The sequence below is a fragment of the Exiguobacterium sp. KKT215 genome (genome assembly GCF_055635335.1).
This window is the reverse complement of record NZ_CM145756.1, coordinates 2,048,873-2,070,003: the sequence shown is the minus strand read 5'-3', so window position 1 is coordinate 2,070,003 and position 21,131 is coordinate 2,048,873. Positions and strand designations below refer to the sequence as shown.

Annotated in this window: 29 protein-coding genes; 25 read left to right on the top strand and 4 right to left on the bottom strand. The window is 42.5% G+C overall.

What is annotated here, in order from left to right:
• The first annotated feature begins 22 nt into the window (after positions 1–22).
• The 6 genes from ACZ2GZ_RS10830 (at position 23) to ACZ2GZ_RS10805 (ending at position 4,810) form a co-directional block, all read left to right on the top strand.
• Entirely contained in the window at positions 23–517 is a 495-nt protein-coding gene (locus ACZ2GZ_RS10830; RefSeq protein WP_214713927.1) for a prepilin-type N-terminal cleavage/methylation domain-containing protein, read from the top strand.
• A gap of 92 nt (positions 518–609) precedes the next feature.
• Positions 610–1,362, top strand: a complete 753-nt coding sequence (locus ACZ2GZ_RS10825; protein ID WP_214713925.1) for a prepilin peptidase — start codon at positions 610–612, stop codon at positions 1,360–1,362.
• Positions 1,363–1,374: 12 nt separating this feature from the next.
• Complete coding sequence (pilM, locus tag ACZ2GZ_RS10820) at positions 1,375–3,018, top strand: pilus assembly protein PilM (protein WP_214713923.1); 1,644 nt, start codon at positions 1,375–1,377, stop codon at positions 3,016–3,018.
• Complete coding sequence (locus ACZ2GZ_RS10815; RefSeq protein WP_214713922.1) at positions 3,015–3,722, top strand: hypothetical protein; 708 nt, start codon at positions 3,015–3,017, stop codon at positions 3,720–3,722. Before pilM ends, ACZ2GZ_RS10815 begins: the two co-directional genes overlap by 4 nt.
• Positions 3,723–3,860: 138 nt before the next feature.
• Positions 3,861–4,448 carry a Maf family protein gene (locus tag ACZ2GZ_RS10810; protein ID WP_251135218.1) on the top strand — a complete coding sequence of 196 codons (588 nt, stop codon included), beginning with the start codon at positions 3,861–3,863 and terminating at the stop codon, positions 4,446–4,448.
• A 32-nt stretch (positions 4,449–4,480) separates the two neighbouring features.
• Positions 4,481–4,810: a helix-hairpin-helix domain-containing protein gene (locus ACZ2GZ_RS10805; protein WP_470295261.1), complete on the top strand. Its 330-nt coding sequence runs from the start codon at positions 4,481–4,483 to the stop codon at positions 4,808–4,810.
• Positions 4,811–4,819: 9 nt separating this feature from the next.
• Here ACZ2GZ_RS10805 and ACZ2GZ_RS10800 read toward each other — a convergent pair whose 3' ends face one another.
• Positions 4,820–6,247, bottom strand: coding sequence for a recombinase family protein (locus ACZ2GZ_RS10800; protein WP_470295260.1), 1,428 nt, complete (start codon positions 6,245–6,247; stop codon positions 4,820–4,822).
• 196 nt (positions 6,248–6,443) lie between these two features.
• On the opposite strand from ACZ2GZ_RS10800, the gene ACZ2GZ_RS10795 reads away from it, so the two are divergent.
• The 6 genes from ACZ2GZ_RS10795 (at position 6,444) to ACZ2GZ_RS10770 (ending at position 11,158) form a co-directional block, all read left to right on the top strand.
• A complete protein-coding gene (locus tag ACZ2GZ_RS10795) occupies positions 6,444–6,815 on the top strand; it encodes a hypothetical protein (RefSeq protein WP_470295259.1) in 372 nt (123 codons plus the stop codon).
• Positions 6,812–7,999 carry a DUF6575 domain-containing protein gene (locus ACZ2GZ_RS10790; RefSeq protein WP_470295258.1) on the top strand — a complete coding sequence of 396 codons (1,188 nt, stop codon included), beginning with the start codon at positions 6,812–6,814 and terminating at the stop codon, positions 7,997–7,999. Before ACZ2GZ_RS10795 ends, ACZ2GZ_RS10790 begins: the two co-directional genes overlap by 4 nt.
• A gap of 318 nt (positions 8,000–8,317) precedes the next feature.
• Positions 8,318–9,052, top strand: coding sequence for a hypothetical protein (locus ACZ2GZ_RS10785; protein WP_470295257.1), 735 nt, complete (start codon positions 8,318–8,320; stop codon positions 9,050–9,052).
• A gap of 118 nt (positions 9,053–9,170) precedes the next feature.
• Complete coding sequence (locus ACZ2GZ_RS10780) at positions 9,171–9,698, top strand: hypothetical protein (protein ID WP_470295256.1); 528 nt, start codon at positions 9,171–9,173, stop codon at positions 9,696–9,698.
• 351 nt (positions 9,699–10,049) lie between these two features.
• Positions 10,050–10,592: a hypothetical protein gene (locus tag ACZ2GZ_RS10775; protein ID WP_470295255.1), complete on the top strand. Its 543-nt coding sequence runs from the start codon at positions 10,050–10,052 to the stop codon at positions 10,590–10,592.
• Complete coding sequence (locus ACZ2GZ_RS10770; RefSeq protein WP_470295254.1) at positions 10,589–11,158, top strand: hypothetical protein; 570 nt, start codon at positions 10,589–10,591, stop codon at positions 11,156–11,158. The genes ACZ2GZ_RS10775 and ACZ2GZ_RS10770 overlap by 4 nt, the downstream gene beginning before the upstream one ends.
• 290 nt (positions 11,159–11,448) lie before the next feature.
• Here ACZ2GZ_RS10770 and ACZ2GZ_RS10765 read toward each other — a convergent pair whose 3' ends face one another.
• A complete protein-coding gene (locus ACZ2GZ_RS10765) occupies positions 11,449–12,138 on the bottom strand; it encodes a LexA family transcriptional regulator (RefSeq protein WP_470295253.1) in 690 nt (229 codons plus the stop codon).
• A gap of 154 nt (positions 12,139–12,292) precedes the next feature.
• Between ACZ2GZ_RS10765 and ACZ2GZ_RS10760 the strand changes: the two genes are divergently transcribed.
• From ACZ2GZ_RS10760 to ACZ2GZ_RS10720, 9 genes are all read left to right on the top strand, one after another.
• Positions 12,293–12,535: a helix-turn-helix domain-containing protein gene (locus ACZ2GZ_RS10760; protein ID WP_470295252.1), complete on the top strand. Its 243-nt coding sequence runs from the start codon at positions 12,293–12,295 to the stop codon at positions 12,533–12,535.
• A 41-nt stretch (positions 12,536–12,576) separates the two neighbouring features.
• Entirely contained in the window at positions 12,577–12,723 is a 147-nt protein-coding gene (locus tag ACZ2GZ_RS10755) for a hypothetical protein (protein ID WP_470295251.1), read from the top strand.
• A gap of 28 nt (positions 12,724–12,751) precedes the next feature.
• Positions 12,752–12,958 carry a hypothetical protein gene (locus tag ACZ2GZ_RS10750; protein WP_470295250.1) on the top strand — a complete coding sequence of 69 codons (207 nt, stop codon included), beginning with the start codon at positions 12,752–12,754 and terminating at the stop codon, positions 12,956–12,958.
• A 212-nt stretch (positions 12,959–13,170) separates the two neighbouring features.
• Positions 13,171–13,656: a hypothetical protein gene (locus ACZ2GZ_RS10745; protein WP_470295249.1), complete on the top strand. Its 486-nt coding sequence runs from the start codon at positions 13,171–13,173 to the stop codon at positions 13,654–13,656.
• On the top strand, positions 13,653–14,606 hold the full coding sequence (locus ACZ2GZ_RS10740) for a YqaJ viral recombinase family nuclease (protein WP_470295248.1): 954 nt from the start codon (positions 13,653–13,655) through the stop codon (positions 14,604–14,606). The genes ACZ2GZ_RS10745 and ACZ2GZ_RS10740 overlap by 4 nt, the downstream gene beginning before the upstream one ends.
• Positions 14,607–14,608: 2 nt before the next feature.
• Positions 14,609–15,508, top strand: coding sequence for a recombinase RecT (locus ACZ2GZ_RS10735; RefSeq protein WP_470295247.1), 900 nt, complete (start codon positions 14,609–14,611; stop codon positions 15,506–15,508).
• A gap of 10 nt (positions 15,509–15,518) precedes the next feature.
• Entirely contained in the window at positions 15,519–16,274 is a 756-nt protein-coding gene (locus ACZ2GZ_RS10730; protein WP_470295246.1) for a DnaD domain protein, read from the top strand.
• A gap of 190 nt (positions 16,275–16,464) precedes the next feature.
• Entirely contained in the window at positions 16,465–17,082 is a 618-nt protein-coding gene (locus ACZ2GZ_RS10725; protein ID WP_214684690.1) for an ATP-binding protein, read from the top strand.
• A gap of 13 nt (positions 17,083–17,095) precedes the next feature.
• Complete coding sequence (locus tag ACZ2GZ_RS10720; protein WP_470295245.1) at positions 17,096–17,236, top strand: hypothetical protein; 141 nt, start codon at positions 17,096–17,098, stop codon at positions 17,234–17,236.
• A 424-nt stretch (positions 17,237–17,660) separates the two neighbouring features.
• Here the strand turns inward: ACZ2GZ_RS10720 and ACZ2GZ_RS10715 are convergent, their stop codons facing one another.
• Positions 17,661–18,041 (bottom strand): DUF2513 domain-containing protein, encoded by a 381-nt coding sequence (locus ACZ2GZ_RS10715; RefSeq protein WP_470295244.1) that lies wholly within the window; start codon positions 18,039–18,041, stop codon positions 17,661–17,663.
• A gap of 71 nt (positions 18,042–18,112) precedes the next feature.
• Between ACZ2GZ_RS10715 and ACZ2GZ_RS10710 the strand changes: the two genes are divergently transcribed.
• The 4 genes from ACZ2GZ_RS10710 (at position 18,113) to ACZ2GZ_RS10695 (ending at position 20,432) form a co-directional block, all read left to right on the top strand.
• Positions 18,113–18,583, top strand: coding sequence for a hypothetical protein (locus tag ACZ2GZ_RS10710; protein WP_470295243.1), 471 nt, complete (start codon positions 18,113–18,115; stop codon positions 18,581–18,583).
• A gap of 55 nt (positions 18,584–18,638) precedes the next feature.
• Positions 18,639–19,205: a hypothetical protein gene (locus tag ACZ2GZ_RS10705; protein ID WP_470295242.1), complete on the top strand. Its 567-nt coding sequence runs from the start codon at positions 18,639–18,641 to the stop codon at positions 19,203–19,205.
• Between the two features lie 208 nt (positions 19,206–19,413).
• The gene (locus ACZ2GZ_RS10700) at positions 19,414–19,905 is read left to right on the top strand and encodes a hypothetical protein (RefSeq protein WP_470295241.1); all 492 of its coding nucleotides are present in this window, start codon (positions 19,414–19,416) and stop codon (positions 19,903–19,905) included.
• Positions 19,906–19,967: 62 nt separating this feature from the next.
• Entirely contained in the window at positions 19,968–20,432 is a 465-nt protein-coding gene (locus ACZ2GZ_RS10695; protein ID WP_470295240.1) for a hypothetical protein, read from the top strand.
• Between the two features lie 137 nt (positions 20,433–20,569).
• Here the strand turns inward: ACZ2GZ_RS10695 and ACZ2GZ_RS10690 are convergent, their stop codons facing one another.
• A complete protein-coding gene (locus ACZ2GZ_RS10690; protein WP_470295239.1) occupies positions 20,570–21,052 on the bottom strand; it encodes a hypothetical protein in 483 nt (160 codons plus the stop codon).
• Positions 21,053–21,131: the final 79 nt, after the last annotated feature.

Sequence of the window (21,131 nt, the reverse complement as noted above, 5' to 3'; positions counted from 1 at the left end):
ACACAAAAGGGGAGAATGAATCATGTTAGAGAAAATGAAAATGATTTGGCAAGATGCCAAACAATTGAAAGATGAGCGCGGACTCACACTCGTCGAGTTGCTCGTCGTCGTCGTTATCTTGGGGATTATCGCAGCCATCGCTGTTGTCGCGATTGGTGGAATTATCGAGAACTCGAAGAAGGATGCGATGGTTGCCGATGCGAAGCAGATGGTGAGTGCGGCGAAGTTGCATACAGCTTCTAACCCTGTTTCTGATTCGGAAACACTAAGTTTTACTGGTGATGGAAATGGATTAGACTATATTTCAGCACTTAAAGATCCTTTTGATAATGAAGGCTCTGAAGAGTACACTACTGCAACAGTTGAAATAACTAAAGACGGTGACAAGTATACTTATGAAGTTACTTTGATTAGCGAAGAAACTGACTATGCTTTTAGCGATACTTCTGAAAGTTCACTAAATAAAGATACTCTTGAAACTGCAGGAGATGAAGAGGAAGAAGTTCCTGCAACTTAACTAGATTTCACTCCGGCTGGCGCTGGGCACTCGCTCAGCCTAGCCGGTTTTCTGTTTTTGGCATATACTTACAAGTAAGGAAGTGACCTTTATTGGTTGAACTCATCGGACTCATTTACAGCCTCGTCCTCGGGGCCGTCATCACGTCATTCACGAACGTCGTCGGGCTCCGCGTGCCACGCAAACAGTCCATCGTCACACCGCGCTCGCACTGTCCGTCATGTGGACACGTCCTATCCGCTTGGGAACTGATTCCGGTCTTCGGTTACGTGTTCCTGCGCGGGAAATGCCGCGGCTGTGGCGGGCGGATCGCGCCGACGTACCCGCTGTTTGAACTGCTTGGAGCGGTCGGTTACGCCTATAGCTTCTGGCTGTATGGCTTCAGCCTCACGACGCTCCTAGCGTTCGTCTTCTTATCGACCCTCCTCGCCTTGGCGATGTCGGACTTGTCGACGATGCTCGTCCCGAACATCATCTTGCTGTTCACGGCACCGGTCCTCATGTTGCTCGCCTACAGCGCGGGTGTGGCATGGTGGAGCCCGATTGCCGGGGCGGCACTCGGTTTCTCTGTCCTCGCCACCGTTTTTTTCGTCTCCAAGGGGGGACTTGGGGCCGGCGATGTCAAACTATTTACAGTAATCGGGCTCGTTCTCGGGCCGCGCGACGTCCTCGTCGCACTCTTTTTATCGAGCTTGATTGGCGCGATCGTCGGATTGACGCTCATCGGCTTGAAACGGATGGATCGCAAACAGCCGATTCCGTTCGTGCCGTCGATCGCACTCGGCACGATGCTGACGTTTTGGTTCAGCGAACGCTTCTTTGATTGGTATTTTGATTTGATGTAGGGGGAAACCAGCATGAGCCGGTCTATAGAGAAAGGAACGGTCGCGTATTTCTCGTTCGATGCGCTCAGCATCCACGGGGCCGTGATTAAACAAGGCGTGTTCAAACGCAGCGCCTCCGTCCAATTGGCGAAAGGCGCCTACGTGGGGGGACGGATTGAAGACGAGAACGCATTCGGTCTCGCCTTCGATGAACTGTGCCGTAAACTGAAAGTACGAAAAGGGATGGTCTGTGCCGTCGATATGGCCGAGACCGAAGTGTTGTCCCGTAAAGTCGAGATTCCATCGACGATTCCGAAAGATGAGATTCGCGGCTATCTGTTCATGGAGATTGGCAGCTCGATCATCTTGCCGTTCGACGACGTCGCCTTCGACTACGAGGTGCTCGGCGAGACGGAGACGAAGACCGAGGTCATGCTCCACGCCGTCTCGGTCGATTTGACGAAAGCCATCCGCGCCTACATGAAGAAACGTGGGTTCCAATTGAAGAAAATCGTCCCACGCCCGGTCGCGATCGCGAACGGCGTGAGCCGAATCGAGACGCTCGACCCGCTCAAATCGACACTCCTCTGGCACGTGACACCGTTCGCGCACCAGTTGCTCGTCCTCGAGGAAGGGCAAGTCCGGTTCATCCGGGCCATCGAGACCGACCTCCCGTACCGCGCCGAGACGACGGATGGAATCATCACGTATACATATAGCGGCTCGAAGGAGACGCTCGCGACGCAGACGGACGAGTGGTTGAACGAACTCGCACGCTTCCTCGACTTCTATCGCTACTCGCTCCGGACGGACGGTCGTCCGATTGACGAGTTGCTCGTCTCGGGGACGGTCCCGAACCTCGACGACCTCGTCCGGACGATTGAAAGCGAGGCGATGGTGCCGGTCAAACGGATCGACGACCCGCTCCCGCTCTCTCACGCTACACCGTTGTCGCACCAGATGTTGCCGCTCCTCGGAATGGCGACGCTCGACAAAGAGCACGACGCCAACTTCATCAACTCGACCGATGTGACACTCCGGTGGCCGATTATCGCGAGCCTGCTCGCGCTTTTGATTGGCGGCGGGGCGACCGGTTACTTGTTCTATGAAGTGAACGAATTGAAGCAGAACGAGGCACAGCTCGAAGAACAGTTGCAGCTCGTTCGCATCTATCAGACCGAGCAAGTGAACTCGAAGGGGCAGCAAGTCCTATCGCTCGACCAGACGGTGACGGCGCTCACGGCCGAAGAGAAGTTGGCCGTGCCAGCACTACGGGCCTTGACGGAACAACTGCCACCGACGGGCTACGTGTTGACGTATAACTACGCCGACGGTTCGCTCATGAGCGTGCGCACCCAGTTCGAGACGCTCGCCGATTTAAACGTGTTCCAACGCTCGCTCTTGAACGACGTGCGGTTTGAGAACGTCAAACTGCTCGGCGTGACGACCGAGACGAAAGCGGAGACGGAACAAGAAGAGACGGATACCGAAACGGATTCGACGCTGTCGCCGAGCGTGCTCGATTCGACAGACGAACCGCTCCCACGCTACATCGGCGAGTTCACCTTCACGTTCATCGATGCCGAACCGGAGACGCCGGAAGGGGAGACCCCAGATGGTGAGACACCGGACGGCGAGACGGAAGAGACGACCGATGAGGAGGTGGTGAGCGAATGAAACGCTCGACGATTTATTTAATTTTCACAATCTGTTTGTTCGCGGCCATCGCCGTACCATCTTATTTCGGTTACCAGTATTTCATCCAGCAAGGCAACGTCAAGTCGCTCGAACGGGAACTGTCGCTCGAACAGACGAAGCTCGAACTGTTGCGCCAAGAAGGCGACGTCGTCGACGTCGCCGATTCGCAGCGCCTACAGACGCGTGTCCCGACCGAAGCAGCCCTCGACACGGTCGTCGAGACGCTGTCCCAGGCGAGCCAACTGTCTGACGTTCGCGTGACGAGCATCGCTTTCGCCGACGGCATCATCGCTGAATCGGAAGTACCAGAAGACATCGACGAGCCAGAACCGAACGATGTGAGTGCGACGGCTGAACCGGCCGAACCGGTTGAAATCACGCCGGTCAACGCCTCATCGGTCCGCTCGACGGTGTCGCTCCAAGCGGACACGTACGAGTCGCTCGTCCTGTTCCTTGAGTCGGTCGAGTCGATGAACCGGATTCACATCTTGCGCACGGTCCAATTCACTGGACCTACGGAGACGGGACCGAACACGACCGAGACGGCTGAGCCGCTCGACTTCACGGTCGAACTCGACGCGTTCTATCGCCCAGACCTCGATCAACTCGTCGAAGACCGCTACGTACCGGCCCAGACGTTCACACCGAAAGACATCCCGGTGTACGATTATACGACACCGTGACCGCACGTCCCTTCGAAAAGAAGGGGCGTTTTTTTGAGAGGTCTCTGATTGTATTCACGTGCCCGTTTGCCTACAATCGACAGTGAAGTGTGATACGGAAAAGAAGCCCGTTACGCACATATGGAAGGAGTCGTTACAATGAAACCAACACAGAAACGTGTCATCCTCGCCTCGATGTCACCGCGGCGAACCGAGCTGTTGACCCAGGCCGGCATCACGCATGAAGTCATCCCCTCGAACGTCATCGAAGGAACGAACGGACGGGAACATCCGGACGAGTACGTCGGACGCCTCGCCCGCGAGAAAGCGATGGACGTCGCCCGCGACAACCGTGGCGCCATCGTCATCGGATCGGATACGGTCGTCGTCTTAAACGGGACGATTTTAGAGAAGCCGAAAGACCGGGACGATGCGCGAGCCATGCTGCAACGGCTTTCGGGAGCGACGCATGAAGTGCTCACCGGCGTCAGCATCATCGGGTCCGAGCGGCAGGACTTGTTCGTCACGACGACGCACGTCACGTTCATCGACATCCCGGACGCGTGGCTCGACGGCTACCTCGATTCGACGGAGCCGTACGATAAAGCCGGCGCTTACGGCATCCAAGGATTGGGCGGTCTGTTCGTCGAACGGCTCGAAGGAGACTTTTATAACGTCGTCGGTCTGCCGATTCGTCCACTCGTCGAGACGCTCGAACGACACGGGGTATCGCCGCGCTTTCTGTGAATGAAGCGAAAGTTGGTGAAGGAATGACCATGGTGCTCGACCGAAGTGTTGAATCCGCGATCGCCCGGCTGCTCCAAATCGGGGGCAGGGGTGGCGACCCGCACGAGACGGCCCGACGGCTGTCCGACGTATATCCGACGCTCCGGGCGCTGTCGCAGGCGTCTGTGAGCGACCTCTGTCAAATCGAGGGCATGACGAAGAAGAAAGCCGAGCAGTTGCTCGCGGCGTTTGCGATCGGTCTCCGTTACGTCGAGGAACCGAAAGTGGAGACGCCGACAATCCGTTCGCCGCAGGACGCCTATGAACTGCTCCGTGATGAACTCCGGCTGTTGAATCAGGAACATTTCATTTGTACTAAGTAGACATAAAGACTAAAAAAATCTGACCACTTTCACATCGTATACTTTCTTTCCAGATGGGGTAGTAGCATCTTCAATCAGTTCAATTGATTCGATGAACTGCTGTACGAATGTTCGCTTTTCTTCATCTGTGAGATATTCATAGTTCTGGTTGAACTCATTGGACAATTGTTTAATATACTCAGGGTTCACATTACCAAAAGTCGTTTCATCCTGAGAAGCGTTTAATTGCCGTTCTAAGTCCGAGTAACGTTTTCTGGTGTCGTCCATTCGATTTTTGAACTCGATGTCAGAAATTAAGTCTGAGGCCCATGCGCGCTGATATTTTTCACGTTCTCGTTCAATGCGACGCATCTCATTCTCGATTAGTTGCAGGTTATCTTTTTCAGCCTCGAGTTCCTCGTGATCGTTTTCATCAAAGGTTAGAGCATTCATGTGTTGAATGAGCTGTAGTGTTAGCTTGTATTCTGATATGCTTACCGGCTCACGTCCATCTAGAGCACATGACTGGCAGCGGTATCGGTTAGCTGATCGCTCTATACCATTTTTATTCTTCCAGCGTGAACATTCTGAGCTCAATCGATTGCCGCACGATGGACAGATGATTTTAGTTTGGTAAATAAAATTGTAATTTGTTTCTCGTTTCTTCTGAAGCTGACGAGATTTAATGATGTTCTGGAGTTGAGTAAAGTCTTCCTTACTCATAATTCCTTCATGTGTGCCTTCATAGACCTCGTCATTCCACTGCATGGCCCCATACAAAACCGGGTTATGCAAGAGGTCTAGTAGAGACGCAATGTGCCATTTATAGCCTCTTCGTGGCTTGTAAGAGGTGTTCTGCATGTACATGGACAGTTGGCGGAAGCTGTAACCTTCTTTAACCTTACGAACCATAAGTTTTACTGCCTCAATCTCGTCTGGATTTACTTCCAGGCGTTTTTGATTGTTCTTCCTAAAGCCGTAAGGAGCTGGAGCGGACCATTCACCTTGTCTTGCTTTTTCGATTTGGCCAAGTCGAACGCGCTCGCCCAAGTTTGCTGACTCCCATTCGGCGATTGCTGCGACAATGGTGATAAACATGCGGCCCATAGCTGTTGATGTATCATAGACTTCGGTCGCCGATCGGAACTGACAATTGTGCTTCTCTAGAAAATCCAAAATGTCGTGTAGATCACGAACGCTTCGTGTGAGTCGATCTAATCGATAGACCAATAGCACATCGACTAGCCCATCTTCTATATCCTTCATCAGTTTCTTTAATGCTGGTCGTTCAGTAGACCGTCCTGAGATACCTTCATCTACATAAAACTTAATTGTCTCCCAACTCTGAGCGACACAGAATGCCTTTAGCCTCTCGCGTTGGCCAGAAATTGAATAGCCTTCAATTGCTTGTTCTTCCGTCGAAACTCTGATGTAAAGTCCCACACGCTTTTGAATCATTTTTATCCCCCCTCTAATAAATCTTATAAAACTTCTATATAGACAGCAATAGTATCCAATATATGAATGAAATAAAAACCGGAACAAAAATATACAACAAAATGTTTTAAAAAAATGTAGTAATGACCGAAAAAAATACTATAATTGGAAATGAGTTTTACATAATTGGTATAAAACTGTTTTAGGAGGTTGTGCTATGTATAAGGGTTTAGAGGATATGCCTCCACAATGCCCTCCAGCGAATGTTGTAGCTGAAGATAAAGAGCCAGTATTCAGATTCATTGTGGGTGATTCACTAAATGAAATAGATTTTTTGAATCATGTTGAGAGAAACATTTCATATCCTCCAGCAAATAAATGTGAAGCTTTAGCATTATCATTTATGACTGAAGAGTCTGCTGTCAAACGAATGCAAAAAAGATTCGCTAAATTTCGAAAAATGAATGTGGCGAAAGGGAGAATAACTAAGGATTGTGGGGTACATAATATTCAAAAGCATCATCTTAATTTGTGGTTATTTAAAGACGTCGAAATGATGAGTATATTTATAGAGGGGGATAAAGTGTGAACATCACATGTGACGATATTAATTCTTTTGAAATCGCACATATATTCGAGTACTATGATTTCCCCTTATTCTTCATTTCCTCGTCTTCAAATAAATATTATTTGAATTATTACGTAGAAGAACTCGACAGTGGAGAGCATAAATGGATATTTAGCGAAATTACCAATATGGAAAGATTAAATCTATTAAATCAGAGAATTTCAGTTCTCACTATTTTAAATAAGTTAAAAGATTCAATGAGGTTAAACTACTTATTTATTGATCCCAATAGTGATTCGGCAGATATTCTTAACGTTGATAGAATTACCGATACTAACTTTGATGAAGAGAGTTTCCCATTGGAAGATTATTGGGTTGAATACGATCATCATTTACAAAAGGAATTGAAAAAATCTACAGAGATAGAATTAGATGCATCAAAGTTTAAAATTGTATTGAAAGATGCTGCAAACAGTCATGACATTGCTCTTGATTTCTTTGTGGGCATTTTACAACAATTTAAAACAGCATTTAATGATATAGCGAGTGACATTTATGAACGAACAACGGGGGCATCTAATGGAGCAAATATCGGATTGAAATTGGATTCTCTCCAACCTTCTTCTTTCGGTATATATCTAAAATCCGAAGATGATTTATTTGGAACAAACAAGAAGGTATTGGGCCACTTTTTTGAAGTCATAGATATGATCGAGAACCAAAATGCAGATGACATAATTGAGTTCATTGATCAAGAAGACTATTCACTTAGTACGTTAAAAAGTATTAATGACTTATTGAAAGAAATAAAAAACAATAAATACTCTATCTCATTTAAGTCGAAAGTTGAAACTGATCAATCAGCAATAGAAGTTGGATTTGATCGTTCTTCGTATTCGAAAGTTGATGTAATTAATAACAAATTGTTAGATGTTACTTTAGAAAGAGAAGAAATTGATGTTGTAGGGGTGTTGAGAACAATCAATACGTCAACTAACTATTTTACGATTGACAGTCCTGAACAAGATTTCAAGGGCAGAATGTCAAAAGAACTCTTTAATAAAGTTAAAAACGATCTTAACAAATTCAAAGTTCCATATGGAATAAATGCAAAACTGATTAAAGAAACTAGAACAGAGCTCGCTAATAAAACTAGTAGAGTGAAATTCGTTCTCGAGTCTTATGAACAAACAGATGAAAATTAGTAAGGAAAATCATTGAAGAGGAAAAGTCATGAAATCTCTTCAAGGTATACATTAAAACCACCCCAATGAACTGCCCCTTAAAGTTGGACCTAAAATCCGACTTTTTATGGTCAGTTCAAAACGGGTGGTTTTTGTTTGCGCTCATTTAGTTATTCAATATCAATAGCAAAATGGTTCGTTAGGGTATGGTAATTTATAACGATGTAACTTAAGCCCGATAATAATAATTCCCACGTTGAAAATAATGGTAATTTGAAATAGTATTTAAACATAAGTCACCTTATAAATAACATTAATTGAGAAGAGAGGCGCTTTACTATGTCAATGAAGAAGAACGTTATTACTGGTTTAATTGTAGCAGGTCTTGTTTCTACCTCAGCACTTCCTACATATGCAGCAACAGGAAACAATTCTTTAAGCAGTAATCATGAGAATGAATTACCTAATGGCGCAATAGACATTAATAATCCAGATCAGAGAACCGTGATCAGTGAGGTCTTGACCTTTGATGAGGTAGTAGAACAAATATCTGACGAACAAGGAATCACTGAGAAAGAAGCAGCAAGTCAAGTTATAACAGGAACTTCAACTTCAACACCGACATCAAAAAAATCGCTGAGAAATTCTCAAAACTTATCTGGAATCACTTCATCTTCACAAGCGGTTACAACAGCAGCAACGGCAACATACAGAACAATTACTAAAACTTTTACAGTTAAAAGTGAATACAAGCCTTCCTTAAAATTCTATTGCCAAACAAATGAAGGTGGGACTTCCTTTAGATCGATTAAAAAAATCTTGAATGTTGGTATGAATAGAAAGACTTATGGGGGTACTCTTACAAAGGGATTTGATGGATCTGTGTACGCGCATTTACAAAGCCCTAATCGAATTTTTTGGATTGTGAATGGAGATTTTTATAATAACAACACTGTTACTACAAACGGAGCAGTAAACATTGGACTAAATCAAGCGGCATCTGTAGATTTTGGGGTATCTTCAACAACTAGTCATTATAAGTATATTTATTTGGACGGATATGCTTATTTTTAATAAAGACATTCTGTGATTAAATATAATTAAATAGTTCCAAAGTGGAAGTTTGAAATCATACCATTATTTTTTATAAGTAATGGTATGATTTACGTTGATGGTGAAAAGGAGTCTTTTCATGAAAAAAATACTTTTGATTTTTCTTTTGATTGTGATGACTTTGTCAGGATGTGCATCCGAATATTCGTCAGAAGTAAAACCTTCAGTTTACAAAGGTGAAAACTTAGATATAGGTGTTATAGGAAGTAGCCCTGATATAGAAGAGGCTAGTGTTAAATTTACGACCATATCTTTCGAAGATCTTGAAGATACAAAATCAACTTCCGAAAGGTTTGACGGAATATTTATAATGCAAAATCATTTAAAACAAGCTGATGAAGAAAAATATATAAATGTATATAAAGAAATGACAATACCAATATTTTTTGTTCAAACTACTAAAGGATTTTTGCCTTTTGTATTAGAAGACCTATCATATGAAGATGCTCCTGATATACCCGACTCATACATTGCAGGATATTTGCAGAAGACGCAAGATGAGTATATGTACTGGGGATTTGGTCTTAATAATGGTATTGAGAATGAAAGTAGTATAAAGGAAGTATATACGAGAGTTTTAAAGACCATAGAAACTCTTGAGAAATAAAATGTATACTTCTATTGTCTGAATATCAATAAACGAAGCGATTCATCGATGCGACCTACCTTCAGGTTCGCCTCGAGAGTCGCTTTTATTCCGTTTCCTCAGATTAAAAAGTAAAAATAAACTAAACTGCCACATAAAGTTGGACGTGAAAACCGACTTTTATGGGCAGTTCAAAACAGGTGATTTTTGTTTTCATTACTTTTGATTCCATCTTAAAAATAAGAACGAAAGTTCGTTAAATCAAGTGGGAGCGTTTCAATTTTGAGATTCATAACATACTTTTCTGGACACATTTTTAAAGAATTTGTCGTATGATATTTATGTATCAGTGAAGAAGAAGGGGGCTAATTAATGAAAATGGAACTGGATCAGGCAATTAAACATGTCCTAAAAGAAAAATATGATAACGACTCAATATCTTTATTGCACGGAACATTAAGTATAAATGAACCGATGTTTGATGAGGAGAGCAATTTACTATTTATTTCACCAGGCGGAGTACTGAAATCAACTGTTGGAGAAGAAAAAAGTATTAGTTATACGCTCGGAGTTTTAGGAGAGTTATTAAATTATTGCGATTCTATCCTCTTAGAGTTAGAACTAACGAACTTAGTTGATGGAAAAGTTTCTAACACAGTCGAGTACATACCTAAAGAAGTAATACAACAAACTGCTGTAGGGCCAAATTTCACAATTGCCGGGCGTGGTCCGAGTTTTACAGTTGAAGAATCCGTGATGATAAGACTAATACTACATACAGAATTCAAAGATGAGGATTTAATTAATAGAGTGAATGAACTTACCCTTTCAGATAATCTATCCAATGAGTCAATTTCATTTTCTTTGCTCGCTGCTGAAATGATACTACTTGAGGAAGAAGAGGTCTCGAAATGAGTGCGGAAACAATCGATTTCTCTAAAAAATTTGAAAAAAAGAACGGATATCCCATTGGTTCACACGATGAAATTCGTGATAAAATGAAAGAAACACTGAACGTTGCCCAGACCAAGATATTACATGAACCAAGGAGGCGAGAAGACATGAGCGACGAGAAACCAAGAAATCATAGTGATGCTGAGTTACTCCGAAAAGATTTTGAACGCTTGGAAGAAACCACAAAATTAAAAAATGAACACTTGGAAAAAGATATAAAATCAAAAATCGAGCTCGTTGAAACTCGCCTTGAATCTAAAATCGACTCATCTATAACTCAAGTACTACTTGCTATGAGGGATATGGAGTCTCGAATAAGTTCGAATCTGAATAGTGAACTTAAAGATATTCGTAATGAGATTCAACATGTTCATCAATTAGCAATTACCGAAGAAAAAGTTAAAACAATTGTAAATGATGCGATAAAAGATTCTTCTACCCTGACCCATACTAAGCGCGGGACATATATCGCTGCTGGGTCTGCCTTCATCGCAGTAGTAGCTCTCGGGTTTCAGATTTTTTCATAACGCAAAGCCACCCTTATCGGGTGGCTTTTTTGTTTGCAATACTTTTGGTTTAGAGAAATGAAACATAACGAAATCAAAAAGCTTTTGAGTCTCGTATATAAGACAAAAAATACTTTTATAATTCGTTAACAGCTAAATAGGGCCATTCATAGCTCTCTAGTTAGTTACGGTTCTCTGACTAATACGTTTTCTGGAGATTTTTGCTCATTACAAAGCTCTAAAAACGACGCAAATACCAATCAACAGTTTATAAATAATACTTTTTCAATTCGTTATTCTCTATAAAATGCTTAAAACTTAAAGTCCGGCGGCGACATAACGGCCACCAACTTGCCAATCACTTTAATATCCTTCGCTTCTTCATCAAGATACATCTTTGGCGTATGCTCCGGATTGTAGCTTGATGGCTCCAGCAAGACTCCTCGATCTAACAGAATGACGCGCTTTAACGTAGCGTCATATCCATTCACGATCACCGCAGCCACTTCACCAGACTCCACACGATCCGTTTTACACAAGATAGCGTAATGGCCATCGTGGACAATCTTGTTCATCGAATCGCCTCTTACGAGCAAACCGAATAGCTTGTCTTCTCCATGCTTGAGAATAACGTGATCCGGAACTGACGTCTCCGTCAGGTTCTCAATCGCCTCGAGCGGGATGCCGGCCGAGATGCTGCCGTACACTGGGATTTTATAATTCGATGCAGTGATCCGAGTGATGGCGTCGGGAGGGAGAGAGGAATGTTCATTTTCAGCTTCTGACTCTCTCTTTTCAGTTAAATGTGATCTAGGGATACCAAAGAAATCAGCCATTAATTGGATTTTATCTGGCCTTGGATAAGTTTTTGCATTAACCCAATTTGCGATTGTCATATAAGGAATATTTAATTCCTTTGCCAAGTCACTAGTACGCAGTCTTTTTTTGTTCAAATAGAAATTTAAATTTTCTGCAAAAGTCGCTTTTAAATCTTCACTCACAAGTTTCACCTCCTTATAAAATTGACTATAAACAAAAAAGGTAAAAAAAGAAACGTAATTTTCTCAAAAAGGTAAAATAAAGGTGAAAAATTAGTTGATATTATCTTTTAAAGGTGATAAATTTACCTTAACAAATAGCTAGGAGGTGAATTTAGTGATTAGAATTTCTTTGAAGGCGGCAAGAATTAATGCACGTATTGATCAGAAAGCAGCCGCGAAAGCCCTTGGTGTTACTACAAAAACACTTCGGAACTATGAAAATGGTATCACTGCTATCCCTGGTCATTCGTTGCGGAAAGCAGCACGTCTCTATAACTTCCCAGAAGATTTAATTGAACTTCCTAACGTTGAAGATGGGGAATATGACGATATTTTTTTAACTGCTATCACCGTTTAAAGGTGATTTTAAATAAGTTCTTATTGAGAGGAGAATTGAGAATGGAACAACATCGAGTGAGAAAAAGTCCTGCAGACTTTGGTATTTCACCTCAGACGGCTAAGGCGATGGTCCAGTTTTTTAAGAAGACTTCGGCTCCTCGTCTAGCTGCGGCCAAAGCTCGGGAAGAAGAGAAGCTGAATAAATGAAAGGAAACTCATAATGGAGTGTGAAGCTTTGAAACTAAAGAAAATTGTCATGATTAGCGGCGACGTTTACGAAAACGTTGAATTAGTCGCTGATATACCTGAGGAAATCAAATCGATCTCCGAAGACTTGATTGGCATCCGTCAAGGGACCGATTTGATTTGGATTAATAAGACATTGATTGACTCGCTAGTTACTTTTTCTTACGCGCCGTTTTTGCTTGAGCAAGAGCACTAGCAGCTACAGTTTTTACATTTTTGCTGGTGCCTTTTTTGGAGAGTAGCTTGCTAGCTTTCGACGCTACTGACTTTGAAGTCTGCTTTTTGTTAGGCATTAATTCACCACCTTCCAAGAATAGGATATCACGGAAGATGAATGACTTTAATTGAAAATATTGAACAAAAAAAGACCGGCCATGCGGAGCCGGTCCGGAAAGAAGTGATATAGCTGTGAATGAACTTTTAGAGAACGCCCTACGTGGCATCGTAGAAGAACGTCTGAGTCAAGGTCGCGAAGGACTGGACTATTTGGTCAACCTAATTGTCCTTGATGAAGATCAAGCACGTAACTATATCTTATGGAGACAGTATACCACGTGCATGGCCGAGCTGAAAAATGAAGAGACGTTTTGCACGGACGCATTGACGCTGTCTCATATGGAGTTCAACCGTAAATACAAATTTGTTGATTGGTTGGCAGCCGTCGAATATGCACTTGTCACCTTGGCTACCACACGAGAACGCTCAGAAGGACTATATCTCTTGAAAGTAAGAAGACTGTTTGAAATTCCACGCCAATACCCAACTGAAAAGGAGCGAATCGATATGAGAAATAGTAGCATTCGTGTTTATCGAACGGACCGTGAACATGATGAGTTCATGTCGTGGGAGGAAGAGCAAGAGTACATTCGAAAAATCGAGGAGGATACCAAATGAATAACGTGATTGCACTGGCTAACGTGAGCGAGATGAGTCGTGATGAATGGTTAGAAATGCGCCGCAACGGGATTGGCGGCTCAGACATCTCTGCCATCGCAGGGTTAAACAAATACAAGTCAGCGATGAGCGTCTATTTAGACAAGGTCGGAGAAACTAAGATCGAAGACGTCGCAGGGGAGGCAGCTTATTGGGGCAACGTTCTGGAAGACATTGTCGCGAAAGAGTTTCAGTCTCAGACAGGTCATAAGGTACGTCGGGACAATCGAATGCTTGCACACCCAAACCATCCATATATGATTGCGAACCTAGACCGGGTCTTAATCGGTAAGAAAGAGATACTCGAGTGTAAGACGTCTTCTGCCTATCGTTTGAAGGAATGGGAGGCGGACGAGATACCCGCAGAATACATTATCCAAGTTATGCATTATCTCGCGGTCACTGGATACGAGGCAGCATGGATTGCGGTTCTTGTGGGGGGTCAAAAGTTTATCTACAAACGTATTGAACGAGACGAAGAAATGATTCAGTTCATCATCGAGATTGCGTCTGACTTTTGGAACAACCATGTGCTCAAGAGAGTGCCACCTGCCTACGATGGTTCGAAAGCATCGAGTGATCTGCTCGGCCGGATGTTCCCGACAGCAGAACAAGGTTCAGAGACAGAGCTTCCAGATGAAGCAGAAGATTTGATTAAACAGTATCAAGAAACAAGCGAACGATTGGAAGAACTGAAAGTCCAAAAGACGGAAGCAGAAAACAAACTCAAGGCGTTGATTGGTGAAGCGGAAGTCGGTATCGCTCAGAATCATTTTGTCGAATGGAAGACGGTCAAAGCACGCGAAACCATCGACTCGAAAAAACTGAAACTCGAGCATCCAGAAATCTACACACAATGCATCAAAATCGGAAAACAAACAAGACGATTTGCAATCAAGGAGGCTAAATAATCATGGCAAAAACAGCAGACGTAAAAAATCAGTTAGCGAATCGAAGCGCACAAGCACCGGCGCAAGCAGGGGATAACGAACGAAGACTCAAATCGCTCATCAACGACAACTATAAGGCGATCCAGTCGCTTGTTCCAAAGCATGTAACACCTGAGCGATTGGCACGTCTAACAATCAGCGCCGCAACTCGGAACCCAAAGCTATTCGAATGTGACGAGATGACCCTTGTCGGCGCAATCGTCAACTGTGCGGCACTTGGAGTCGAGCCGAACCTCATTGGACATGCCTACATTTTGCCATTCTATAACGGGAAGACGAAGCAAATGGAGGCGCAATTTCAACTGGGCTTTAAAGGGGCGATTGACTTGGCGCGTCGCTCTGGCGAGTTGAAGCAATTGTATGCACATGAAGTGTATGAAGGCGACGAGTTCGAATATGCATATGGGCTCAACAAAGATTTGCATCACGTGCCTTGTGGAGAATCTGACCCGGATAAGGTCACTCATGTGTACGCCGTCTATCACCTCAAAGATGGTGGGAATGACTTCGTCGTCATGACTCGAGAGCAAATCGAGAATCATCGGGACCGGTTCACAAAGTCTAAGTACAACGGTGCCGTCGTGGGACCGTGGAAAGACCACTTTGTCGAGATGGCTAAAAAGACGGTCATTATTCGTCTGTTAAAAACGGCCCCTCTGTCCATTGAAAAGGAAAACGGAGAGGTGCAGCATCTTGGTGAGCTCATTAATGCGGATAACAGCGTATCTCGAGTACGTCAGTCAGCCGTAACTAGTCAGGCCATCATTGATACTTCATTTGTCGATAACGGAAGTGAATCTACAATCGTCGACGTGCAGCCAGAAGAATCAAAATCAAAAGCTGACGAAGATCCGTTCTTGTGAGGTGTAGGTGATGGGACACGGACGAATTAATCGAGTCAGAAAAGAAAGTAATTTCGTGATGATGGACAAAGGGTTCTTGCAGAACCCCGAGTTGTCCGCGAAAGCAAAAGGTGTACTAGCTTACATTTTGAGCCTTCCAGACGACTGGATATTATTCAAGTCAGAATTGGTTAAGCATTTTACTGATGGAAGAGACTCACTGCGTGGAGCACTAAAAGAACTTGAACAACATGGTTATTTAACTCAAGAAGAAGTGCGGGATGAGAGAGGGAGAATTAAGCACCACAATGTAACAGTCTACGAGCTTCCTAACCATTGCGGATTTACCGCAACGGGTTTACCGCAACGGATTACCCGCAGCGGTAAACCTGCCACTACTAATAATGATTTAACTAAGAATAATTTAACTAAGAATAATACGACTAAGACGACGACTAATCCTTTTGCAAACGACAGCAACTCTTACGACGAAAGCCGTCAAGTCGTCGTCGACTTTTATCAAAGTCATTATGGGAATATTCCTCCTCTTGTAATAAAGGCAGTTGAGATTTATCTGCAGCAAGAAATAGACCGGTCCCTCATTATCAAAGCAATTCAAATCGCCATCGAACGCGGTAAGAAATGGGATTATGCTGCGGGCATCCTCAACAACTTAAGAGATGAACATGGTATTAGAACCTTTGAACAGTACGAAGCCCGTCAAAAACAAGACAAACAAATGAAGAAGGGTGGAGCGCCTTCAACGTTCAAACCAACTTTCGATTAAGGGGGACTGATGGATGGAGCATGTTAGCAGAATTTCAACCGGTTTGGTGGGGCAATTCAAGTTCGAGAATTCGAATCAGTCTTGTTGCCTGCGTTGCAGATCCGAATATCACTTTACTAAATTCTATGATCCACGAACACGAGAACGAGTGGAGTCGTGGACACCTTGCGGATGTGAGGTACTGGACTATATGCAAGAGCGCCAGCAAGAAGCCAAAGCCAAGAAAATGCAGAGACATTTGAAGACCTTTAACGAGAACTCGCTTGTGAACGAGAAAATCAAGGACGCCACGTTCAGCAACTTCATCACCACCGATGAGAGCTTCCGAGAGGTTGCTCGCTCGGTCCGGAGATACGTGAGTGAATGGCTACCAGGAAACGTGCTCCTTTACGGGTCGTATGGTACCGGGAAAAGCCACTTGGCCATCAGTGCCACGAAATTAGCCATCAACAACGGGCATACCGCGCTCTTCATCAGCGTCCCGAAACTGTTCAGTAAGATCAAGGAGACTTACAACCGGGATTCTAAAATCACCGAAGATGGACTAATCGGGCTTATCAATAGCGTAGAGCTACTAGTGCTTGATGACATCGGGGCGGAGAGCGGTCGCGAAGCGTGGTGTCAGGACAAACTTTTCTTAATCTTAGACGGCCGCCAAGGAAAGCGGACCATCTACACGACAAACCTCGATGCAGAAATGCTGGAAGAGAAAATCGGAGGTCGCAACTATGACAGGATGGTTGACGACTTGAAGCGATATTCGATGGTAGGAGCGAGTCATCGTCGCAAAGAAAAATTGGCTTGGTAAAGGAGAGATAGATATGGACCTATTTGAATATACAGAGGAAGGCAATTGTTGGGCTTATAAGCCCGTGATTGAAACGGACCCAGAGAAGATTGTAGAGGCAGAGCGTCGATTTGACGAACTGTTGAAGAGGCTGGAAGAGGATCGAGTCGCATGACGATGTTGGGAATCATGGCAACGGCTGCTATCGTGGCAGTCCCTGCCGTTACATTAATCATTATCCTAGTTTGGTCGTATGAACACGTTCAGGAGCTTGAGCGATGATTGATTCTGAGACGGAATTCGTGATAGCTGGAATTGTCATCTGTGTCGGATACATTGCTTGGAACATTCATGAAAAATGGAGGATGAAATGATGGATATCCAGGATAGGGATTGATGTTTGTCCGGATTTATTACGTCAAGGATGGACGTCACGAAAAGATAGTGACATGGAAACGGTCGAAAGCAGAGTGTGAGCAGTTCATTCAACAGAAAGGCGGCGAAATGCTGAAGGTGATTAAGTATGAAGGATGAGTGAAATAACTAATCTTAATCAATAAAAGTACAAAATCAAAAGTACATTCCGAATTAGAATGTACTTAAAGCTGTTTTTTAATCAACCCAACCATTACTTCTGTTGCAATCTTTGAAAGAATTTCTAAAGAGGCACTAGTGAAAGTCTTAGCAACATTTTTAGTTTCTCGCCATACTTTCTCATCCCGGATGGTATCAAGGAATTGATGACCTTCCCAAGTTATTGAATAAATCATGTAATCAATACTGTCAAAAGTTCTAAGAGGTTTTGCATCGATGAAATTCGCGTAGATTAATGTTTGAACTGTGTAAATCACATCGTCTTCGGAGTAATCAGTTAGTCCTGGAGAGTCTAATAAATCATTTAGCATCGTTGGTCTTACTGGAGTATTGATTTCTTCTAAAGTCAGAAGAACACTTCGAACACATTCCTGGTTTAACCGCATTGTTTTTTCACCACCTTTCATTTGATCGTACCAAAGTTATTAATTGAAAAAAATAAAAGGAGGGTAAAAAGTTGGCACAATTAAAGTGGATTGAAACGCGTGTCAAAGACGACAAGCGATTACGCAGACAAGTAGATGAATTGCTTCATCGATATTTCAGACTCCCTTTGCTCATCCAACAGGCAGAGGAAATCATCAATGGTGGACCGGAGATAAGTCTTCGGTCCTCTCTGACTGTTAACTATGCTGCCAGTCAATCAATGAGTCATCCGCATCTCTTAAAAGAACAGCAGCACTATGACCAGATGGTCGTTGAAGCACAACGCGAACTAGTTGTACTTAAAAATGAACTCAACAAAATGAACTCGATTCGAACTTACTTAGCCGAGGACGAGTTGACGGTTTGGGATAATAAATACAAAAGACGTCGGCGCAAGGATATCCATGTGCGTGATGAGCTGGGGTGGGGCAATGACCGGTACTATAATGCGCTAGACGGACTTCGCGGGCAAATAGCTGATATTTTTAGGATGTGGAATTAAGTTGGAGTGCTAGAATAGAATTAAAAGTCACAAGCATGGTCAAAAGGAGAAATATATGATTGATACCTTTAAAGAATTCGCTCCAGTTTTAACTACATTTACTGGATTACTGATTGCATTTATGTCTGGCTTTTTCTTTAAAAAGAACAAGCAAACAGAGTATGCAATGAAATTAGCTGAGGAAGCTATTGAAAAAGTTTATAACCCAATATTAATAGGGATTGAACAAAATCCTAAGAACTATGATGGATATGAGGGATTAAGTTTCGAAGAAATTGAAGAGATTAAAGAAAGATTTTATCAACATAGGCATCTTGTAGACGAAAAACTTTTCAGTATGATTTGGGGATTTGAAGAAGAAGCGAGATATCGTCCTCAATCCGCACCTGAAGATTTCGATTATTATGATTTTGATACATTTGATGAAAACAGAAAATTTTTTAATCATCTCAATTTCGTTCGAAATAAGCATTTGAAAAGACTTGGATTCCCTACTAGGATTAAGCCTTCATTTATTGAAAGAATTGAGAAATATATTAATTACAATGTTTTTCTTATTAAAGCAAAACGTAGGTATAAGAGGTTTCTAAGGAGAAAGGCAATGAAAAAAAGAAGTAGGTAAAAGATAGGAAAGAAACGGGAGGAAACAAGGAAAATTAATTTAGTTTTGCAAGCTATACTAATTAATGTAGGAAGCTGATGTTTCCTAAGAGGGTGAACTGACCAAACCTGCACGCCAATAATCAAAAGAAGGATTATTTTTAAACAATGGTGAATCCTATCATAGTTTCATTCTGTATCTCAGGAATAAAATATATGGGGGGATTTACTTGTCGTTACAAACTAAAGAAAAACATATGACCGAAGTACAAGTGCTTGAATTAAATGAAGAAATTAAAGAAGCAATCAGGTCTTTTAGAAACTCAATACGAGACGATAGTATTGAAGGCTTCTTGTCATCGATTACCAGACTAGATCAAACTAGAATCTATACTATTTACTCCACTCTTAATAATGTCGAATTTTATGAGAGCACCTATACTTTTGAAACTTTCATTAAAGAGCATTATTTGAATCCCTTGAAGGAAACTTATTCAAATACAACCAAATATAGATGTTTTGATCATAAATTACATTTTGACGCAAATGATGTTCCATTCATTCTTTTATATGAATCTCAATACAGTGAAAATGTATATGGCAAAATGAACAACAAAGCTATGAGGATAAATATAGGAATTGATGTAGAACTATCAAAAAATAAAGTTATTCAGAAATGGAAAGTTAGTCTGTTGGCTGATCATTATTCATTTGATCAATAAGTAGAGAGTTTTTCTTCGCTTACTCCTGTATAATTCGCTTAGAAAGATATAGGAGTGATAATATGACAACTACTGGATTTTGGATTGAGATAGGGAAAATGGTGTCACCTATTTTAACTGTTGGACTAGCAGCTTTTTTAGCCGCACGATACTATGAGAAAAACAAACGAGTAGATTTTTCTCTGAAGTTGTCAGAGAAAGTACTTGAAGAAGTCTATACACCTATCTTAGTGATGATAGAGGAAAAACCTATCGTGTTTCAAGGCGGTGTTTACAAGGGACTTATGTATCATGAAGCTGTAGAAATAGATAGACTATTCAAGTCTAATTACCATTTAATCAACCCTAAAATTAAAAATATTTTTTCGGAAGTTAAAGAAGAATTAGATTTGTATAATGAAATGAGTAGGGTATATCACGAAGAAAGCCATCACTTCGTAGATCAAGATAGAAAGTTTTTGGATGCTCTAATCCAAGAAAATGAATATCATTTAAAACGAATAGGGTTCTACTCTAAAAATAGATAACGGCGCCATTAGGCGTCTTTTTTGTTACCTTAAAACCGTTTCCGATGGCGAAAAAACTTTCATCATCCTTCTGTCGTTTCATCGGAAGTGGTTTTAAGGTTGCAAAATAAATCCTTCAAACTAAGAAAACCACCAAATCATCGGTGGCTTTCTTCGTAGTATAAATCATCTTCGAATGAAAATTGATTGCGTGAAACACGCTTACTTTTTCTTCTCTTGATGATTGCAACTCTTATAAAGCTAACAATTACGTCGAGCAGTAGGATTAGCGGGCCGAACATAGCGTGGAAAAGTGAAAGACTAATTTTTGTGCACCAGACCAAGAGACTTAGGAAGATTCCTAACCGAATGCCTTTACTTCTAAATTTGCGAACCCCGAAGACAGTGCTGATTAGACCATATATATAACCAAAGAAGTAAAAAAAGACAGTAACAAAGATTGAATCAGGGATGATGATCTGAAAATACATTTCACTTGAATCATTAAAAGAGTACAGCATCTCTAAAGTGTTTGCTTTTAATTCTGGATCGACTTCCATTGCTAAAAAATACGTTAAGTACCCAACGATTAGAGGGTAAATTACAGTTCTTTTGATAAAAGACAGTGTGATTTTATTCATGTGATGCTCCTGACTTGATATTTTTATTCTAATAAAACACTACCATATATAAACAATTAGATAGTTGCTGGTTGTAATA

Excerpts from the sequence above, each read along its gene's own strand:
- ACZ2GZ_RS10830 (WP_214713927.1), top strand. The coding sequence starts at position 23 with ATGTTAGAGAAAATGAAAATGATTTGGCAAGATGCCAAACAATTGAAA.
- pilM (WP_214713923.1), top strand. The coding sequence starts at position 1,375 with ATGAGCCGGTCTATAGAGAAAGGAACGGTCGCGTATTTCTCGTTCGAT.
- ACZ2GZ_RS10815 (WP_214713922.1), top strand. The coding sequence starts at position 3,015 with ATGAAACGCTCGACGATTTATTTAATTTTCACAATCTGTTTGTTCGCG.
- ACZ2GZ_RS10810 (WP_251135218.1), top strand. The coding sequence starts at position 3,861 with ATGAAACCAACACAGAAACGTGTCATCCTCGCCTCGATGTCACCGCGG.
- ACZ2GZ_RS10800 (WP_470295260.1), bottom strand. The coding sequence starts at position 6,247 with ATGATTCAAAAGCGTGTGGGACTTTACATCAGAGTTTCGACGGAAGAA.
- ACZ2GZ_RS10795 (WP_470295259.1), top strand. The coding sequence starts at position 6,444 with ATGTATAAGGGTTTAGAGGATATGCCTCCACAATGCCCTCCAGCGAAT.
- ACZ2GZ_RS10785 (WP_470295257.1), top strand. The coding sequence starts at position 8,318 with ATGTCAATGAAGAAGAACGTTATTACTGGTTTAATTGTAGCAGGTCTT.
- ACZ2GZ_RS10780 (WP_470295256.1), top strand. The coding sequence starts at position 9,171 with ATGAAAAAAATACTTTTGATTTTTCTTTTGATTGTGATGACTTTGTCA.
- ACZ2GZ_RS10775 (WP_470295255.1), top strand. The coding sequence starts at position 10,050 with ATGAAAATGGAACTGGATCAGGCAATTAAACATGTCCTAAAAGAAAAA.
- ACZ2GZ_RS10770 (WP_470295254.1), top strand. The coding sequence starts at position 10,589 with ATGAGTGCGGAAACAATCGATTTCTCTAAAAAATTTGAAAAAAAGAAC.
- ACZ2GZ_RS10755 (WP_470295251.1), top strand. The coding sequence starts at position 12,577 with ATGGAACAACATCGAGTGAGAAAAAGTCCTGCAGACTTTGGTATTTCA.
- ACZ2GZ_RS10740 (WP_470295248.1), top strand. The coding sequence starts at position 13,653 with ATGAATAACGTGATTGCACTGGCTAACGTGAGCGAGATGAGTCGTGAT.
- ACZ2GZ_RS10735 (WP_470295247.1), top strand. The coding sequence starts at position 14,609 with ATGGCAAAAACAGCAGACGTAAAAAATCAGTTAGCGAATCGAAGCGCA.
- ACZ2GZ_RS10730 (WP_470295246.1), top strand. The coding sequence starts at position 15,519 with ATGGGACACGGACGAATTAATCGAGTCAGAAAAGAAAGTAATTTCGTG.
- ACZ2GZ_RS10725 (WP_214684690.1), top strand. The coding sequence starts at position 16,465 with ATGCAAGAGCGCCAGCAAGAAGCCAAAGCCAAGAAAATGCAGAGACAT.
- ACZ2GZ_RS10720 (WP_470295245.1), top strand. The coding sequence starts at position 17,096 with ATGGACCTATTTGAATATACAGAGGAAGGCAATTGTTGGGCTTATAAG.
- ACZ2GZ_RS10715 (WP_470295244.1), bottom strand. The coding sequence starts at position 18,041 with ATGCGGTTAAACCAGGAATGTGTTCGAAGTGTTCTTCTGACTTTAGAA.
- ACZ2GZ_RS10705 (WP_470295242.1), top strand. The coding sequence starts at position 18,639 with ATGATTGATACCTTTAAAGAATTCGCTCCAGTTTTAACTACATTTACT.
- ACZ2GZ_RS10695 (WP_470295240.1), top strand. The coding sequence starts at position 19,968 with ATGACAACTACTGGATTTTGGATTGAGATAGGGAAAATGGTGTCACCT.
- ACZ2GZ_RS10690 (WP_470295239.1), bottom strand. The coding sequence starts at position 21,052 with ATGAATAAAATCACACTGTCTTTTATCAAAAGAACTGTAATTTACCCT.